17 protein-coding genes are annotated in these 17,751 nt (G+C 63.5%); 7 read left to right on the top strand and 10 right to left on the bottom strand.

The window, feature by feature from the left end; all coding sequences use genetic code 11:
- Position 1: 1 nt before the first annotated feature.
- The gene (locus ABIE53_RS24990) at positions 2–481 is read right to left on the bottom strand and encodes a hypothetical protein (protein WP_310074557.1); all 480 of its coding nucleotides are present in this window, start codon (positions 479–481) and stop codon (positions 2–4) included.
- 8 nt (positions 482–489) lie between these two features.
- Between ABIE53_RS24990 and ABIE53_RS24985 the strand changes: the two genes are divergently transcribed.
- The 4 genes from ABIE53_RS24985 (at position 490) to ABIE53_RS24970 (ending at position 3,912) form a co-directional block, all read left to right on the top strand.
- On the top strand, positions 490–891 hold the full coding sequence (locus ABIE53_RS24985; protein ID WP_006049230.1) for a DUF6232 family protein: 402 nt from the start codon (positions 490–492) through the stop codon (positions 889–891).
- Positions 892–1,165: 274 nt separating this feature from the next.
- Positions 1,166–2,281 (top strand): hypothetical protein, encoded by a 1,116-nt coding sequence (locus ABIE53_RS24980; protein ID WP_192699361.1) that lies wholly within the window; start codon positions 1,166–1,168, stop codon positions 2,279–2,281.
- Positions 2,282–2,408: 127 nt separating this feature from the next.
- Complete coding sequence (locus ABIE53_RS24975; RefSeq protein ID WP_192699362.1) at positions 2,409–3,113, top strand: M35 family metalloendopeptidase; 705 nt, start codon at positions 2,409–2,411, stop codon at positions 3,111–3,113.
- A 10-nt stretch (positions 3,114–3,123) separates the two neighbouring features.
- On the top strand, positions 3,124–3,912 hold the full coding sequence (locus tag ABIE53_RS24970; RefSeq protein WP_114156914.1) for a hypothetical protein: 789 nt from the start codon (positions 3,124–3,126) through the stop codon (positions 3,910–3,912).
- Positions 3,913–4,202: 290 nt separating this feature from the next.
- Here ABIE53_RS24970 and ABIE53_RS24965 read toward each other — a convergent pair whose 3' ends face one another.
- Positions 4,203–6,656 carry a glycogen/starch/alpha-glucan phosphorylase gene (locus ABIE53_RS24965; RefSeq protein WP_029966441.1) on the bottom strand — a complete coding sequence of 818 codons (2,454 nt, stop codon included), beginning with the start codon at positions 6,654–6,656 and terminating at the stop codon, positions 4,203–4,205.
- A 796-nt stretch (positions 6,657–7,452) separates the two neighbouring features.
- Between ABIE53_RS24965 and ABIE53_RS24960 the strand changes: the two genes are divergently transcribed.
- Positions 7,453–8,820: an MFS transporter gene (locus tag ABIE53_RS24960; RefSeq protein WP_029966445.1), complete on the top strand. Its 1,368-nt coding sequence runs from the start codon at positions 7,453–7,455 to the stop codon at positions 8,818–8,820.
- 46 nt (positions 8,821–8,866) lie between these two features.
- On the opposite strand, the gene ltaE is transcribed toward ABIE53_RS24960, so the two are convergent.
- From ltaE to ABIE53_RS24945, 3 genes are all read right to left on the bottom strand, one after another.
- Positions 8,867–9,874, bottom strand: a complete 1,008-nt coding sequence (gene ltaE, locus ABIE53_RS24955) for a low-specificity L-threonine aldolase (RefSeq protein ID WP_053859538.1) — start codon at positions 9,872–9,874, stop codon at positions 8,867–8,869.
- Positions 9,875–10,076: 202 nt separating this feature from the next.
- A complete protein-coding gene (locus ABIE53_RS24950) occupies positions 10,077–10,874 on the bottom strand; it encodes a peptidoglycan DD-metalloendopeptidase family protein (RefSeq protein ID WP_192699363.1) in 798 nt (265 codons plus the stop codon).
- 94 nt (positions 10,875–10,968) lie between these two features.
- Complete coding sequence (locus tag ABIE53_RS24945) at positions 10,969–11,280, bottom strand: cupin domain-containing protein (protein ID WP_053859540.1); 312 nt, start codon at positions 11,278–11,280, stop codon at positions 10,969–10,971.
- A gap of 295 nt (positions 11,281–11,575) precedes the next feature.
- On the opposite strand from ABIE53_RS24945, the gene ABIE53_RS24940 reads away from it, so the two are divergent.
- Positions 11,576–11,893, top strand: coding sequence for a hypothetical protein (locus ABIE53_RS24940; RefSeq protein WP_029966453.1), 318 nt, complete (start codon positions 11,576–11,578; stop codon positions 11,891–11,893).
- A 186-nt stretch (positions 11,894–12,079) separates the two neighbouring features.
- Entirely contained in the window at positions 12,080–12,883 is an 804-nt protein-coding gene (locus ABIE53_RS24935; RefSeq protein ID WP_114156912.1) for a DUF2968 domain-containing protein, read from the top strand.
- Between the two features lie 161 nt (positions 12,884–13,044).
- Here the strand turns inward: ABIE53_RS24935 and ABIE53_RS24930 are convergent, their stop codons facing one another.
- The 5 genes from ABIE53_RS24930 to ABIE53_RS24910 form a co-directional block, all read right to left on the bottom strand.
- Positions 13,045–13,371: a DUF4148 domain-containing protein gene (locus ABIE53_RS24930; protein ID WP_006049215.1), complete on the bottom strand. Its 327-nt coding sequence runs from the start codon at positions 13,369–13,371 to the stop codon at positions 13,045–13,047.
- Between the two features lie 302 nt (positions 13,372–13,673).
- Positions 13,674–15,083 (bottom strand): NADP-dependent phosphogluconate dehydrogenase, encoded by a 1,410-nt coding sequence (gene gnd / locus ABIE53_RS24925; protein ID WP_053859541.1) that lies wholly within the window; start codon positions 15,081–15,083, stop codon positions 13,674–13,676.
- Between the two features lie 203 nt (positions 15,084–15,286).
- On the bottom strand, positions 15,287–15,925 hold the full coding sequence (locus ABIE53_RS24920; RefSeq protein ID WP_192699364.1) for a DUF938 domain-containing protein: 639 nt from the start codon (positions 15,923–15,925) through the stop codon (positions 15,287–15,289).
- Between the two features lie 64 nt (positions 15,926–15,989).
- Complete coding sequence (locus ABIE53_RS24915) at positions 15,990–16,886, bottom strand: NAD-dependent protein deacetylase (protein ID WP_192699365.1); 897 nt, start codon at positions 16,884–16,886, stop codon at positions 15,990–15,992.
- Positions 16,887–16,893: 7 nt separating this feature from the next.
- Complete coding sequence (locus ABIE53_RS24910) at positions 16,894–17,658, bottom strand: SDR family oxidoreductase (protein ID WP_006049211.1); 765 nt, start codon at positions 17,656–17,658, stop codon at positions 16,894–16,896.
- Positions 17,659–17,751 lie beyond the last annotated feature (93 nt).

The following is a 17,751-nucleotide window of genomic DNA, read 5'->3' as shown; positions in this document are numbered from 1 at the left end:
TTCAAAGTCCCTGTTTCATCGTATTGAGCGTGGAGCCGAAAGACTGATGCGTGTTGACCGCATTGATGATATCCGCGAGGAACCACGGGAGAATCAATTGAGTATTGGGATCGGTCACGCCGACGCTTAGTACGGGCGGCTTCGGTTTGGACTTAGACGCGTGCTGATCGGTGCGCGCGGTGGGCGTGGTGGAGGTTGCGGCAGTGGGTGGAACCTGTCGCGTGTCTCGTTCAGCGGACGGCGGCCATGTCGATGAACAGCCGGCCGCGAAGATCGCAGTGATAGCCACAGTAGCGCTGACGTAAAACCGCTTCATGATGTGAACTCCCGCTATATTGCTTCGACAGAAACGGCAGGTGCGAAGTTCGTCGGAAGGCGTTGCAGCGCTCTGGGCCGGGCCTTTTCCGAACCAAGCCAGCATCTCGCGCAAGCCCTGCGCACGCGAACTCTGGTACGCTGCGCCCTTTGCAACAGCTTGCATTCGACTCGATGGAAACTCCTTTCAACGATCGCGGCGTGTCGGTCACCCGCAATGCGCTTTCATCCGCCGGCCAGGTTTTCCCGCTGCGCGACATCGTCAGCGTGAAGGTCGTCACCGTGCAGAAGAACAAGGTATTGCCCATTACGATTTCGGTCGTGGGGCTCGTCGGCGCAATTGTCGGCGGCGTGCTTCGCGCGCCGGTGGGAATCGTGTGCGGCGTGATGCTGGCGGTCGTCGGCTGGCTCACGTGGGCGACGCAGGATGTCACGCACCGTCTGATGGTGCAAACGGCCAATGGCGAACGCGAGGCGCTGTCGAGCGTCGATCGCGACTTCGTCGAGCGCGTCGGCGCGGCCGTGAACGAAGCCAAGGGCGCAGCCGCTTCGGCTTCCGCCACGCAGAAAGTTTGAGTAAGCCGATGTTGAGCCCGCGCTCGCGGGCTTGTTAAAGCGGCCGACAGCATAGGTAGATGTGCGCGTCGGCGTCACGCTAAACGCAAATCGCCGCGGCATCGAGCCGCGCTTCCCTTCACACATCTTTGCAAGTGCTCGCCGGTGCCCGGTTAGAGTCGCCGCTCCTGTTATCGCGCGTTCACTTTCGCAGGCCTCGCGATGCGTCGCTCTCTGTGCGTAGCAGCCGCATGCATCGCCTTCGCAAGGGACCGCCTTTTTGCGAGCGTGTCTAATGTCCCTGCTTACTGTCACTGGTTATGCCGCGCGCCGGCATCCGCATTTGCATCTTCGTCTGCATCGTCATTGGCGCCGCTTGACGGCCGCCGCGCTGTTCGCGACCGGCGCGCTCACCGCGCTCAGCGGCTGCTCGACCACTTTCCCGACGCCCACGCCGCCCGCTTCCAGCGTTTCGCTGATCAACGGCGGCAAGGACGGCGTGCTGATTCCGCTGCACGTCGAACGTGCCGATGAAGACCACGCGCGTCTCGGCCTGCCCGTTCAACTCGACGGCAAACCGGTCTACGTCGCGCTCGATACGGGCACGCAAGGCGTGCGTGTGTTGAAGTCGGTGCTGCCCGGTTCGGACTATCCGAGCGCCGCGCCGGCGAGCACGCTGCTGCTCGCGAACGGCGCGCAAATTTCGGGCGCCACGGTGAAAGTGCCGATGAGCGTCGCGGGATCGAACGCAGTAAAGGTCGACGCGCAGGCGGTGGACGCCGTCAGTTGCCAGGCCAACGCCAAACGCTGCGTCGCGATGGACGGCTACACCGGCGAATTCGGCTGGGCCTTCTCCGGCCTCTTCGGCGTGGGCGCCGCGCAACCGGACGACACCTGTTGCACGCAACCGCTGCGCGCGCTCGTCGGCCACATCGGCGAACGCTATGTGGTGCATGCCAGTTTCGCGAAACCGTACTTGCTGCTGAGCCCGTCGAGCGCGATCACGAAGGACTACACGATGGTGCCGATGACGGTATCGAAGGACGGCGCGTTGCAGTGGCCGCGAGGCTGCGTCAATGTCGGCGACAAGACGACGTTTTGCGCGCCGCTGGTGTTTGCCACGGCAACCACTGGCATGATCCGCGTCGAAACCGATACCGCGCCGAACTGGACCGGCGACGACAGCCCTGGCAAGGTGCTCATTCAAGGCAACTACAACGCGGCGATTGGTTCGGGCAAGTGGGTGCATCGCTACGACGACGCGCAAGTCACCATCGTCAAGGCGCAACCGGGGGCAAACCGCATCGTGATCGGTCTGATGGGCATGCAGAACATCGACGTGCTGTTCGATTTTCCGCACGCTCAGTTGGGGCTTTATGCGCGGGATACGGTTGAGAAGTTGACGCCTTGAGGGTGGTGTTTTAAGTAAAAGAAAGGCCGTGCGTCGGTGGATGTGGTGGGTTGTTATTCACCGACGTAATGCCAAGAGCTCATTCCCATAGCGCCGGCAACGTAGCGCCGTACAGGAGCAACCTGCGGTGAATGATTTCCGTGAACGCAATGAATACGGTTTCAAGACGAGCGAAAACCAAGAGTGGTTCGAGGTGCATTCGAGCGCTGTGACGAATACGAATCCCGGTTCGATGGTGTATGTGAATATCGATACAACTCCGATTTGCCCGAACATGACGGATAGAGAATTCCGTCAAACGATTCTCTCTCTAAGAGATGATGCCCTGGAAGTGATTCAACAACGGCGAAACGAGCTTGCCGTATGGAGCCCTTCCGCACAGGAGCGAGTACGAGCATGGTTTGGCTCGGCCGATGACGCCATACGCCAAAAGCTGATTACTGGATTGACTGCCCTTGCACGAGTGATGACCGGGCTGACTGCAACGAATTTCGTACGTCCAGATCCAGACAGAGACCGAGCGGTCGGTTGCACGCCCAATACAAAAAATCTCGGGGAGGTTGCGCACGTTTGCCGTCCGGATACGGCCACTCACACAATCGCTATCGATACGAACTTCTGCCAATTACCGCAGAAATCGGCCGGCAAGCTTTCGTCGATGCAACTGACACTAGTACACGAATGCACCCATTTCGTAGATACCTTCGGCACGCTTGATTATCCTAACGCTTATGGACGCACGGCTTGCACCTGGTTCGCCCGCGATCACTCCAATCTTGCGATAAACAACGCGGACAGTATTGCGTGGTACGTGTTGGCACACGACGAATAACGGTACACATATGAAATCCATCTTATATGCAGCAGGCTTCGCACTAGCGGTGGTGTCGTTGCAAGCGCAAGCTTGCAAGATCTTTCTCCAGGACAACATAGAATTTCCGCGCAACTCCGCCGCTGTCAGTAATATTGATCGTCTGGCATTGACTCGCCATTATTTAACCGCGAGGGAGTGGACGACAGAAGGCACGTCGGTGGAAGTCGAGGCGACAGCGTTTGACTCGGAAACGAATCCAAGAGAGCTTGCCGCGTCCAGGCGGAAAAACATCACAGCATTCCTGATGCAGTTGGGACTCAGCAAGGACGATATGTTCGTTAGCGAGCGAGTCATAAAACTCAATAAGGGAAGAATTGATCCAGACGATAAATGGCAGATTGGGGTTAATTTTGTTCCCAAGTGCCCACCGTCGGGCTGCGAGAACCTCTGCAACACCCCGAAACTTAAAGGCGTCGCAAGCTATGCGATTACGGCTAATACACCGGGACCAGCGCCGGGCAGCCTTAGCTTTACGTGCGGGGACAAACGCGAGCCTGCGAACGGCCGTATTCTCCGAAGCGAGTCGTGGATACCGCACACAGAAGAAAAGGAGCTTACGTTAGTAGGAGACGTTGGATTCGGCAAACGCGGGCCACTTGCGGGGATATGTTACCGCGTCACGACCAGCGCACGCGAATACATCGGAATGACGGACGAGCAAGGCCGCACCGCGCGTATGCAGTTACTGGGCCCGGAGTACACCACGATCGAAATGAAGGTTGACCCGGATCGGTATGGCGTGTCGGGCGGCTATTGATCCGCTAGCCCCGCTTCCGCGGGGCTTTAACAGCCGAACATGAAAGTACTACATCCAGCCTTCGCTGCGATTGTGGTAGGTGCTCTGTGCATCGCCCAATCTTGTGCTTGCCATCAAGCGGGAGAAAGGGCCAGGTTTCACCGTTCGATCTAACGATGCACCCGAAAAATCTCAATGACAACGCTAGCTCCGGCCATAGAATCGCTGACGCAACCGTATAAGCCGCCCTTCGCCCGGCCTCCTTCTCTGCCGCACGCGCAACCCACAACCCGCGCCCAACCCAAATCCCCTCACCCCAAACTAAGCGGATTCACCCGCCATATCTCCCGAGCATACTCAGCGATCGTCCGATCCGACGAAAACTGCCCCATGCCCGCGACATTCTCAATCGCGCTTTCCGTCCACGCGCGCTTGTCGACGAAACGCGCGTCCACTTCGTTTTGCGCCTTCGCGAACGCGGCGAAATCGGCGAGCACCATGTAGTGATCGCCCCAATCCACCAGCGTGTGGAAAATATCGGAGAAACGCAGCGGGTCGTCGGGTGAGAAGTAGCCGCCGCGAATCTGGTCGAGCGCCATGCGCAATTCGGCGTTCTGCTCGTACACTTCGCGCGGACGGTAGCCGCTCGCGCGCAGATCGTCCACCTCGTCCGCGGTATGGCCGAAGATGAAAATATTCTCGCGGCCCACCGCGTCGCAGATTTCGATGTTCGCGCCGTCCATCGTGCCGATCGTCAATGCCCCGTTGAGCGCGAGCTTCATGTTGCCGGTGCCCGATGCTTCCGTGCCGGCCATCGAAATCTGCTCGGACAAATCGGCGGCCGGAATGATCAGTTCCGCCACGCTCACGCCGTAGTTCGGCACGAACACCACCTTGAGACGGTCGCCAATCAGCGGATCGTGATTGACCTTCTGACTCACATCGCCGATCAGTTTGATGATCGTCTTCGCCATCCGGTAAGCGGACGCAGCCTTGCCCGCGAACATCACCACGCGCGGCACCCAGTCGCGTTCCGGGTTCGCGCGAATCTGGTTGTAGCGCACGATCACATGCAGCACGTTCAGCAATTGCCGCTTGTATTCGTGGATGCGCTTCACCTGCAGATCGAACAGCGCGTCGGGATTGAAATGCAGCTTCGTATGATGCGCGAGCCGCTGCACGAGCCGCAACTTGTTCTGCCGCTTGGCCTCGCGAAATGCTTCGATGAACTCACTATCGCTACGCAGTTCGCGCAATTGCGCGAGTTCGAACAGATTGCCGCGCCAATGCGTGCCGATCTTCTGATCGATCAGCGACGACAGCGACGGACTCGCCTGCGATAACCAGCGCCGCGGCGTAATGCCGTTCGTCACATTCGTGAAGCGGTCTGGATAAATGCGCGCGAAGTCGGCGAAGATGTCGCGCGTCATCAGTTGCGAATGCAGCTTCGACACGCCGTTCACCTTGTGGCTCGCGACGATCGCCAGATACGCCATGCGCACGCGCCGCTGTCCGTATTCATCGACAAGAGAAATGCGGCGGATCATCTCCGCGTCGTGACCCGACTGCTCGCTCACATGCTTGAGAAAACCGGCATTGATCTCGAAGATGATCTCGAGATGCCGCGGCAACAAACGCGACAGCATTTCGACGTCCCACGTTTCGAGCGCCTCGGGCATCAACGTGTGATTCGTGTACGAGAAAATTTGCGTGACGTGTTTCCACGCCTTGTCCCACGGCAGATGATGCACGTCCACGAGCAAGCGCATCAGTTCGGGAATCGCCAGCACCGGGTGCGTATCGTTCAGATGCACCGCGACCTTTTCGGAAAAGCGCCCGAACGTGCTGTGCGTGCGCTGATAGCGGCGGATCAAATCCTGCATGGTCGCCGAAACGAAGAAGTACTCCTGCCGCAGCCGCAGTTCGCGGCCGGCCGGCGTGGAGTCGTCCGGATACAGCAGCCGCGATACGTTCTCCGACATGTTCTTCGTGTCCACCGCATTGCGATAGTCGCCGCGGTTGAACGCCCCGAGGTCGAGCTCGTCGGTGGCGCGCGCGGACCACAGGCGCAGCGTGTTGGTGGCGTCGGTCGCGTAGCCTGGAATCACCGTGTCATACGCGGTGGCGTTCACATGCTCGGTGTCGATCCATTCGACCTGATCGCCGCGCTGCACGGTGCGTCCGCCGAAATGCACGGTGTACTTGATCTCGGGTCGCGGAAATTCCCACGGATTGCCGGCGCGCAGCCAGTAATCCGGCGCCTCGACCTGCTCTCCATCGACGATCTCCTGACGGAACATCCCGTATTCATAACGGATGCCGTAACCGAAGCCCGGAATACCGAGCGTGGCCATCGAATCGAGAAAGCATGCGGCCAGCCGGCCGAGGCCGCCGTTGCCGAGCGCGGCGTCGGGCTCGATGTCGGTCAGCGCGTCCATGTCGACGCCGAGACTCGCGAGCGCTTCCTTCATCTGATCGTGGATGCCGAGCGCGAGCAACGCATTCGTGAAGGTCCGGCCGATCAGGAATTCCATCGACAGGTAGTAGACGCGCTTCACGTCCTGTTCGTATTGCAGGCGCGTGGTTTTCATCCAGCGCGCGACGAGCCGGTCGCGCACGGCAAGCGCCGCGGCATGCAGCCAGTCATGCGGATGCGCGGTGACGGCGTCCTTGCCGACGCCGTACATCATGCGATTGGAAATTGAGCGCCGTAGCGCGTCGACGGTACTGTTGAGCTGGTCGAATTCCAGATCGACGGCTGTCATCGAAGCCTCCGGTAAAAGCGCTGCGACATGCGCGAACCGCACAGATGACGGACGGGAGGCGCGTGCCGGTCAGGCGGGTTAAGAATCAGAGTAGGACATTTTACGACTCCCGGATGCCGGGCGAGCGCGGGTGCGGGTCACGCACATGCCATGCCCGCCTGCGCGCGCGGCTATCTGTCGGAACGCCCGATTCGACGCACGGGCGCGGTGCAACGCGCGCGTGATTGGGCACTGCGCGCGTGCATCGGGTTGTTATCGACGGTGAGGTCAAAGTGTGAAGGCGGGCAACGCGAGCGTGACATCATGCGACGTGGATCGCGTGACACTTGCGATTATTTTTTTGGCGCTGGCACGAGGGCGCGAGCACGCGAGGGGCCGAAGTGGCAATGTGATCGAATCGCGGCTTCATCTGCCAGGCGATGTGACTTCAAGCGATCGCGCGCATCAACATTCTTCGCCGTGCGTAACCCGTGAGTGCGAGCGCCCACCGATTCGAAGACGCCCGGCGGGGCTGACAGTTAGTTGCGTCCGCACGGGATTTCATACGGCTTACGACCCATGCGCGGCTCTGCACGATTTCCGCGTCTCTGTAACAATCGCTACATTCGCCGCGCGGTGCCTTGGTCCCGTTTGGTCGTTCCTCCGGCCGGCCCGCGCTCCTGCTGTTCACCTGGTCTTGCCCCTCGCGCGCCGCATCGCCGATATGCGGCGCGTCGACGTGCCTATCTCCGACGAGCAACCCGTGTCCGATAGACTCAGCGCCGCATCCGCACCGCCCTTTCCCGCGGATGCCCCCATGTCCGCCGCCAACCGCCGCGCGATGGCCGCGATCATGCTCGCCGTCGCGCTCGCCACGCTCGACACCGCGATCGCCAACACGGCGCTGCCCGCGATCGCCGCGGATCTGCACGCGGCGCCCGCGGCATCGGTGTGGATCATCAACGCATACCAGCTCGCGATGGTTGCGACGCTGCTGCCGCTCGCCGCGCTTGGGGACATCGTCGGGCATCGGCGGATTTATATCGGCGGCATTGCGCTGTTCACGCTGGCTTCGCTCGCATGCTCGCTGGCGCCGACCCTGCCCATGCTCGCCGGCGCGCGCGTGCTGCAAGGCCTCGGCGCGAGCGCGATCATGAGCGTGAACACCGCGCTGATCCGCTTCCTGTATCCGCCGCATCGGCTCGGACGCGGCCTCGGCACCAATGCGCTGATCGTCGGCGTATCGTTCGCGGTCGGCCCGACGGTGGCGTCGCTGATTCTGTCGGTTGCCTCGTGGCCGTGGCTGTTCGCGGTCAACGTGCCGCTCGGCGTGCTCGCGCTGGCTTTCGCGTGGCCCGCGCTGCCGCACACTGAGCGCGGCACGCACGGTTTCGATCCGGTCGCCGCGCTACTGAACGTCATCACGTTCGCCGCCCTGATCTTCGCGCTCGGCGAAGGCGCGCAGCGCGCGTCGACGCAACTCGTGCTGGGCGCCGCGGTGATCGCACTCGTCTTCGGCGCGCTGCTGATTCGCCGCGAAGCCGGCCACCCCGCGCCGATGCTTCCCGTCGATCTGTTCAAGCGGCCGGTGTTCGCGCTGTCGGCGGTGACGGCGGTCTGTTCGTTCGCCGCGCAAGGGCTCGCGTTCGTGTCGCTGCCGTTTTATTTCGAGGATGTGCTGCATCGCAGCCAGGTGGAAACCGGCTTTCTGATGACGCCGTGGCCGGTTGTCGTCGCGTTGGCCGCGCCGCTCGCGGGCAGTCTGTCGGATCGCTATCCGCCCGGCCTGCTGGGCGCGATCGGGCTCGCGGTGATGTCGGCGGGCATGGCGTCGCTCGCGCTCTTGCCGGTGCATCCGCACGTGTTCGATATCGGCATCCGCATGGCGATTTGCGGCGCGGGTTTCGGCTTTTTCCAATCGCCGAATCTGAAAGCGCTGATGGCGAGCGCGCCGCCCGAGCGCAGCGGCGGCGCGAGCGGCATCGTCGCGACCGCGCGGCTGCTCGGGCAGACCACGGGCGCGGCGCTAGTCGCGTTGAGCTTCAGCGTGGCGGGCCGGCATGGCCCGACGCTCGCGCTCGGCGCCGGCGCTTTCTTTGCTGGCGCGGCGAGCCTCGCGAGCGGTTTGCGGCTTCTGGCGCCGTCGCATCGCGCGGGCGTGCATGTGAAAACGTCGGCGAAATAGAAACGGGCGCGCGGCAGGCGTTCAGCCTAAGCGCGCCCCGGCACAATCAACGCGCGGCGAAATAGTCCTTCACCGCCGCGATAAACGTGTCGATGTCGGCGCGCGACACGTCCTTGTGCGTGACGAAGCGCGATGCGTAGAGCATCTGCGTGAGGATGCCGCGCTCCTTGAGCCACGCTTCGAGCGGCGCGCAATGCTGCTGCGGCAACTGCGCGAACACCATGTTGGTCGCCACCGACTGCACCTTCACCTGACCGATCGTTTCGAGCCCCGCTGCCAGATGCGCGGCGTTCGCGTGGTCGTCGGCGAGACGCTCGACGTTGTGATCGAGCGCGTACAGGCAGGCCGCCGCGAGCACGCCGGCCTGACGCATGCCGCCGCCGAGCACCTTGCGCCAGCGGTGCGCGACGTCAATGAGCGCGCGGCTGCCGACCAGCACCGAGCCGACCGGCGCGCCCAGTCCCTTCGAAAAGCAGATCGACACCGAATCGAACGGCTCGCACAAAGCCGCGACCGGCTTGCCCGACGCAACCGCCGCGTTGAACACGCGCGCGCCGTCGAGATGAGCCGACAAACCATGTTGGCGCGCGAGCTGAACGGCTTGCGCGACGTAGCTCTCGGGCAACACCTTTCCGCCGATCGTGTTTTCCAGCGCCAGCAACCGCGTACGCGCGAAGTGGTTGTCGATCGGCTTGATCGCGGCCGCGATTTTTTCGAGCGGAATGGTGCCGTCAGGGGCATTTTCGAGCGGCTGCGGCTGGATGCTGCCGAGCACCGCCGCGCCGCCGCCTTCGTATTTGTACGTGTGCGCCAACTGGCCGACGATGTATTCGTCGCCGCGCGCGCAATGCGCCATCAACGCCGCGAGGTTGCTTTGCGTGCCGCTCGGGAAGAACAGGCCCGCTTCCTTGCCAGTGCGTTCGGCGAGGGTGGCTTGCAGACGCAGCACGGTGGGGTCGTCGCCCCAGACGTCGTCGCCTGTTTCGGCGGCCGACATGGCCGCGAGCATCGCCGGAGTCGGACGGGTTACGGTATCGCTGCGCAGATCGATCATTGTGTGTCCCAGTGCGTCTTTCGAGTGAGAAGCCATGACGGGCGGCCGGCGCCGCTCGTATTGCTCATGCTGCTCGCCGTGGCGAGAAGCACGGATCGGGCGCCGGCTTGTGAGCCACACAGTGTATTCAATTTGCACGGCGCTCGCAGAGCCGCGTGAGCGTGAGCGCGCGCCGCCGCAGGTCAGCCCGGCCCGGGCTTGCTCAGCCGCCCGGCTTCGGCAGCCACGCGAGCGGATCGACCGGCTGCCCGTTCTGGCGAACCTCGAACTGGACGGAGCCGACGCCGCGGCCGTCCACCCCGACTTCGCCGATGGTCTGCCCTTGCGCGACCGCATCGCCTTCCTTCACGAGCAGCGTGCTGTTCTGCCCATACGCGGTGATCAGCGAGTCGTCATGCTTGATGATGATGAGCGGGCCATACGCCTCGATGCCCGAACCCGCGTAGACCACGCGGCCGGTGGCGGCCGCCTTGACCGGATCGCCGGGGCGTCCGCCGATCACGATGCCGTTCGACTTGCCCGGCGCAAACGTCTTTAGAACCGGGCCGCGCAGCGGCCATTGCAGCACGCCTTGCTGCGGTCCGGCGGAGGCAGTCGCACCCGGCGCCGTCTGGCCGCCTGGACCCGTCGCAGCATTCGGCGCGACGCTCGCGGGCGGCGCGACGACGCTGCCGGAGGCCATCGGCGGAGCGACGCGCAGCACCTGTCCGGGCGCGACAGCCGCGTTCACCGGCAGGCCGTTCCAGGTCGCGAGGTCCTGCGGCCTATGCCCGTATGCGGATGCGATGCCGGCGAGCGTATCGCCCTGGTTGACGCGGTAGAAACCGGCCGGCACGGGCACCGTGCTGAGCGTGGTCGGCCGCGCCTGGTTGTTGCCGTAGAACGGCGTGCTGTCCCACGGCATGCTCGTGCAGCCGTTGAGTATCACGGCCAGCCCGGCGGCCGCCAGCAGACGGGTCGCGACCAATGAAGTCCCCGTCGATTGCCTTGGTCTCGTCATGTGATTTTCCTCGACATTTTTTGATTCAATCTTGTGATTCGATCGACTTCAATCGATGCCTCTAGCATTCCGTGTGCCGCTGATCCCGCGGCACTCAAACGCTGCCCTCGGCCTCGACCACGAGAATCCGTGCGGCGCCAAGCGGATGCGCGACATGCTCGGTGCCGACCGATGCGTAGAACACATCGCCCGTTTCCAGGATCGCCGCCTGTTCGACGCCATCTTCGCGATAGCGCATCTCGACGCGGCCGTCCAGCACGGCGAACACTTCCTCGCCGTCGTTGACGTGCCACTTGTACGGCTGATCGGTCCAATGCAGACGCGTGGTGATGCCGCCCATATTGGCGATGTCGAGCGCGCCCCAGGCGCGCGTCGCGGTGAAGCTCCTGCTGCGAATGATCTTCATGGTCCCAAGGGCACGGGTTAAAGGACGGCGCGGATTCAGCCGCTGTTCAGCCGCGGTTCGATGTTCGAGCCCGAAGCGGCAGCCGTCCGAGCTGCTGCGAGCCGCTGCGAGCCACTGCGAGCGCCGCGATTTCGAACGGCCATTATAAGTCGCGTCGCGCACGCGTCTCGCCGATACCGCGCCCCGTTCGGCGCAATCGTGTGAGCATTGAAACCTTTGGACCCTCATCTATACTCAACTTTGCTGCGCCTGCGTGGCGCAGGCGCAAACGACCGGGTCCCGCAAGGAGTTGAGGATGAACAACGCCACCTTTCTGGCCGTGCAACTCAGCGTCGACGACGTCGCCGCGTCGCCGGGACTGGCCGAGTTGCTGAACATGCATCTGATTTTCGCCGCCGACGTCGCCGAAGCGGCCGACGCGCTCGTGCAGCTTGCGAGCATCGCCGGACTCGCGAGCGGCGTCGAGGCGCGCGTCGAGATTCCCGCCGTCGCGATCGAGCGGCTGCGCGAGGCGCTCGACAATCTCAGCGGCTACGACGAATCATGGCTGCTCGCGCTCGAACCGAGCCGCGCGCTATTCGACGACATCGGCCGGCAACGCACGCTGCATTGAGGCTGCGCTCGCACGCGAAGTCCGCGTCGACGCGCAGCCCGGCGAGCCCGATGGAACCTGCGTCATCCATCGGCCTACGCTACCGGGCTTCCGCATTTCGCTCACCGCCCAATCCGCCAGTTAGCCGGAACGCTTGATTGCCGGCGTCGTCTGGTCGTTTCGGGCGAGTCAACTGGAGGAACCGCCGTGAAAAGTCTCCTGAACCGCCGTAGCGTGCTGACCGGTCCATCGCATGTCGTGAGGGTCCCGCAGAGCCATCCCGCCGCATCCGATTCGCCCACTGACGCGCACGACGACGCATCGCCGAATCTGGCGTCCGCGGAGTCGTCATCGGATGACGGTCTTGCGCCGAATCCTGGCTCCGGCGCGGGTTCCAATGCGGCACACGCCGCCGTGGCCCGCAGCGGGCCGCGCCCGGTGCTGGCCTTGCGGCCCGTGCAGACGGTGCCCTCGCAGGTCAGCGCGCGCGGCGTGCAGATGGCCAATACGGCCGAAGTCGAATGGCTCGCCGAAGAAGAAGCGCTCACGCCGTTTCGCGTGTTCCGCAGCTTTGCCTACTCCGTCAGCCTGCTGTTTCACGGCAAGGAACTGGTGTACTACGTCGCGCTGTATCAGGACGGCGCGTTGTGGCGCGCGCTGAAAGCGGCGGATCTCGAAGCCGCCGAAGCCGCGTTCCGTCATTTCGAGGACCAGGCGACCCGGCTCTCCGATTGCGAAACGCGCCGCGCGCAACTCGAGGCGCAGAACGAGCAGTTGGCCCGCATGATCGCGCGCTCGGAAGCCGAAGCGGAACGGCTGCGCAGCGATCTGCAGCGACGCAGCGTGCAGGAACAGGCGGCGTCGAACCGGCAGCATCAGGTGCGCAAGGAAGTGTCGCAACTGGAGGCGCAACGTGTTGCGGCGCAGGCGCATCTGAACAAGGCGCATCGGCAGATGCACCAACTCAACCTGACGAGCAACGAAGCGATTCCGCACTTGCCGACTCGTTGAATCGGCGGATTGGGCGGTTTTGGTCTTAGCGGTTTACCAAGCGCCCACGCGGATCGCGCGCTGAGGAACCGGTAAACGGCAAACGCCGCCAGGCGAAAACCTGGCGGCGTTTTTTTGCTTAAGCGCCTCTACAGCCGGCGGCGCTTCGTCCAACCCGGCAATTAGTTGCCGAAATAAACCGAGCTGCGATCCGTCGTGACTGCGCGGCCTGCTTGCGAGCTGCCGGCGATCGGTGCGCCGTAGCCGCTGTCGGCGACTTGAGCCGAAGCTTGGGCGGTGCCGTTCGCAGCGTTCACACGCGTTTGAGCAGCTTGCAGGTTTGCCGGGTAGTCGACATGATCGCCGACCGGGTTGTAGCCAGCCTTTTCGAGCTGGACCAGTTCGGCGCGGACTTGAGCGCGCGTGACCGGCTGGTTCGATTGAGCAAACGAAGCAACGGGAGCGGCCAGAGCGGCGGCGATAACAGCGGCAGAGATGATCGTCTTCATGATGTAAAACCTCCAGAACTTGTTGTGATGCGCTTCCGGGTTTGTTGTCCCTTGCGCTTGAACAGAAGTTTAGGAGGCCGGTCATCTAGGGGAAACCCCTAAAACGACGAAACTCTATTCCGCAAATTGCAATAGTCCGCGTCTGAAATTGCCGCCGATCTATCCCGTCGATAGCCTGCAGCAACAATAGCGGCACAGCGAATTCAAACGCCGCGCCGCCGCGTGCGCCCTTACAGCAAGCGCGCGCGGCGGCGCGATTCAAGCGATTCAAGCCGTCCGCGCCGTTCCATCGGCCCGCAGGTTCAGCTCCAGTTCGCGTGGAAGCTACCCGGCTTGTCGACGCGCTCGAACGTATGCGCGCCGAAGAAGTCGCGCTGCGCCTGGACGAGGTTCGCAGGCAGCCGCTCCGAGCGATAAGCGTCGAAATACGCAATCGCCGACGCGAAAGCCGGCACCGGCACGCCCGCATTGATCGCCGCGACCACCACTTCGCGCAACGCCGTCTGGTAGTTGCTTGCGATGTCGCGGAAGTACGGATCGAGCAGCAGATTGGCGATCGCCTTGTCTTTCGTGTAGGCGTCCGTGATCTTCTGCAGGAAGCGGGCGCGGATGATACAGCCGGCGCGGAAAATTTTCGCGATCGTGCCGAAGTCCAGGTCCCACTTGTATTCTTCCGACGCCGCGCGCAGTTGCGCGAAACCTTGCGCGTACGAAATGACCTTGCTGAAGTAGAGCGCACGGCGCACTGACTCGATGAACGCCTCGCGCTCGGCGCCGAGCGGCTTCGCCTTCGGGCCGTCCAGCACCTTGCTCGCGGCCACGCGCTGACTTTTCAGCGACGACAGCACGCGCGCGAATACGGCTTCCGTGATCAGCGGCAGCGGCGCGCCGAGGTCGAGCGCGTTCTGGCTCGTCCACTTGCCGGTGCCCTTCTGCGCCGCGCGATCCAGAATCACGTCGACGAGATCCTTGCCGGTTTCTTCGTCCTTCTTGCTGAAGATCTTCGACGTGATTTCAATCAGATAGCTGTCGAGCTCGCCCTGATTCCATTCGGTATAGACCTTGCCGAGTTCTTCGTTCGACAGGCCGGCCACCTGCTTGAGCACCGCGTAGCTTTCCGCGATCAGCTGCATGTCGCCGTATTCGATGCCGTTGTGCACCATCTTCACGAAGTGACCCGCGCCGTCCGGGCCCATGTAGGCGACGCACGGCTCGCCGTCCGGCGCTTTCGCGGCGATTTCGGTGAGGATCGGCGCGACCAGATCGTAGGCGTCGCGCTGACCGCCCGGCATGATCGACGGGCCTTTCAGCGCGCCTTCCTCGCCGCCCGACACGCCGGTGCCGATGAAATGCAGACCGGCCTTCGCCAGTTCCTGATTGCGGCGAATTGTGTCCGTGAAATGCGTATTGCCGCCGTCGATCAGAATGTCGCCCTTCTCCAGCAGCGGCTTGAGCGATGCGATGGTGGCGTCGGTCGGCTCGCCTGCCTTCACCATGAGCAGAATGCGGCGCGGCTTTTCGAGCGATTCGACGAACTCTTCGAGCGTGAACGCCGGCACCAGCTTCTTGTCCGGATATTCGGCGATGAGTTCGTCGGTCTTTTCACGGCTACGGTTGTAGACCGACACCGCGTGGCCGCGGCTCTCGATGTTGAGCGCCAGGTTGCGGCCCATGACCGCTAGCCCCACTACGCCGATTGCCTGTTTGCCCATGTGAATTCTCCAGTGTCCAAAAGTGTCGTGACGCCGCGCCGGAATGAACGTCGGCCGGACGTCGAGGGTGAAAGCATAAAAGAAATGCCGGTTCGCCGCTTGTTATCGGGCAAGCAAAGGCGCGCTTTGGGTTCGCTTTGGCCGCGCTTTTGGCCGCTCCCGCCGCTCTCGCCGCTGTCACGGATCGCGCCGATTGCGCGCAGTCACCGTGTCTGGCCGGCTTGCGCGGCGCGCTTCCTGAATACAAGGCTGGAATTATTGGCCGGCATCGCGATCGGCTCGTCGCATTCAAATCCCGCCGATGCCCCGAGCGCCACCACCGCCTCCATATCGCGCACGCCCCACGAAGGATCGCGGCTTCGCAATTGGCGATCGAAAGCTTCGTTGCTCGGCGCCGTGTGTGCGCCGCCGCGTTTGTATGGGCCGTACAGATACAGTACACCGCCATCCACGAGATAACGGCTCGCGCCTGCGAATAACGCCTGCGCGGCGCTCCACGGCGAAATGTGGATCATGTTGATGCACACGACGGCGTCCAGCGCGCCGACGTCCCACTCCGGCTGATGCACGTCGAGCGCGAGCGGCGCGCGCAGGTTGGGCGGCGCGTCCTCTGCGATCCATGCGGCAATCGACTCGCGCGCTTCCGCGTCGGCGTCGCTCGGTTGCCAGTCGAGGCCGGGCAGCGCGCCGGCAAAGCAGAGCGCGTGCTGACCGGTGCCGCTCGCGATTTCGAGCACGCGGCCGGTGGCGGGCAGCACCGTGCGCAACACCGCGAGTATCGGTTCGCGGTTGCGTTCGGCGGACGGCGAATGTTGCCGCATCGACGGAAGAGGTTCGGTCATGAGGATGGCGTTCCCATTGAATGAATGGCGTTGGCTCGATAGCGTAGGCGTTGGCGGGCGCCGCTCAATCTACCGCGAGGCGGCCGGCCAGAGCGGTCAGCATATCGGCGCACGGCGCCGCGATTTTCAGCGACAAAAGCGGATCGGCGCGCGTGCGCCCGAGGTTGATCGCCGCGATCGGCTTGCGCTGCTTTTGCGCCCATAAGCAGAAGCGGTAACCGGAATAGACCATCAGCGACGACCCGACCACGAGCACCGCGTCCGCGGCATCGAGCGCATGCGACGCCGCTTCCACGCGCTCGCGCGGCACGCTTTCGCCGAAGAACACCACCGCCGGTTTCAGCAAACCGCCGCAATTCGCGCACGCCGGCACGCGAAACGTCTCGAGCGCGTGCCATTCGAGATGCGCGTCGCCATCGGCGGCGGCTTCGGCGGTGACGCTGCGCAACGCGGGGTTGTCCGCTTCCAGCGTCTGCTGGATCGACGCACGCGAATGCTGCGTTCCGCAATCCAGGCAAATAACGCCGTCGATACCGCCATGCAACTCGATCACCTGGCGGCTGCCCGCACGCTGATGCAAACCGTCGACGTTTTGCGTGACGAGCGTCGGCACATGACCGGCGGCTTCGAGACGCGCGAGCGCCGTATGCGCGGCGTTCGGCTGCGCCTGCGCGACGACCGGCCAGCCGACCATGCTGCGCGCCCAGTAGCGCCGGCGCATCGCATCGCCGCCGAGAAACTCTTGCAGCGTGATGGGCGGCGAGCGCTTCCATTCGCCGTTGTCGTCGCGATAGCCGGGAATGCCGGAGTCCGTGCTGATGCCCGCGCCGGTCAGGACGAACAGGCGCGGGTAACGTTGCACGAAGTCGTGAAGGTCGTCGAGCGTGTGCGATGCGCTAACGGCTTCGAGCGCTTCAAGCGCTTGGGACGACTCAACAGGCGCGGAACGAAGATCGGTCATGACGCCTTCAACCGCGTCCGACGAACGGCATCTTGCTCGCCATGATCGTCATGAACTGCACGTTCACGGACAGCGGCAACTGCGCCATATGCAGCACGGCGTCGGCGACATGCTGGACGTCCATCAACGGTTCGACCGCAATCTCGCCGTTCGCCTGCGGTATGCCGCGCGCCATGCGCTCGGCCATCTCCGTTGCCGCATTGCCGATGTCGATCTGACCGCAGACGATGTCGTACTTGCGGCCGTCGAGCGACACGGCTTTGGTGAGGCCGGTGATCGCGTGCTTGGTCGCCGTGTAGGCAATGCTGTTGGGCCGCGGCGCATGCGCCGAAATCGAACCGTTATTGACGATGCGCCCGCCGCGCGGATTCTGCGTTTTCATCAGACCGAACGCGGCGCGCGTGCACAGAAACACGCCGGTCAGATTCGTGTCGACCACCGAGCGCCATTCGTCGATGGCGAGTTCGTCGATGTCCACCGGCGAGCCGTTGCGGCCCGCGTTGTTGAACAGCACGTCGAGCCGGCCATAGCGCTCGCGGATCGTGTCGAACAAGGCGGCGACGCTGTCCGCGTCGGTCACATCGCAGGGCACGGCCAGCGCTTCGCCGCCGAGCGCGTGCGCCGCTTCGACCACGGCTTCGAGCGCCGCCCGTCGACGGCCCGCGAGCACCACGCTATAGCCGTGCTCCGCGAGGCGCAGCGCGCATGCGCGGCCGATGCCGCTGCCCGCGCCCGTTACCAAAGCTACCTTTCTGATTCCCGTCACTGTCACAACATGTCTCCCTGTTTGCCGGCGGCGAGGCGCCACTGCCTCGTACGTTACCGCAGCGCAGGGTCGATCACAAATGCCCGCGACGCGAGCGCA

Origin of the sequence: Paraburkholderia sp. OAS925, assembly GCF_040543975.1 — a bacterium.
Lineage (GTDB): Bacteria > Pseudomonadota > Gammaproteobacteria > Burkholderiales > Burkholderiaceae > Paraburkholderia > Paraburkholderia graminis.
This window is presented reverse-complemented; position numbering and strand designations above follow the sequence as displayed.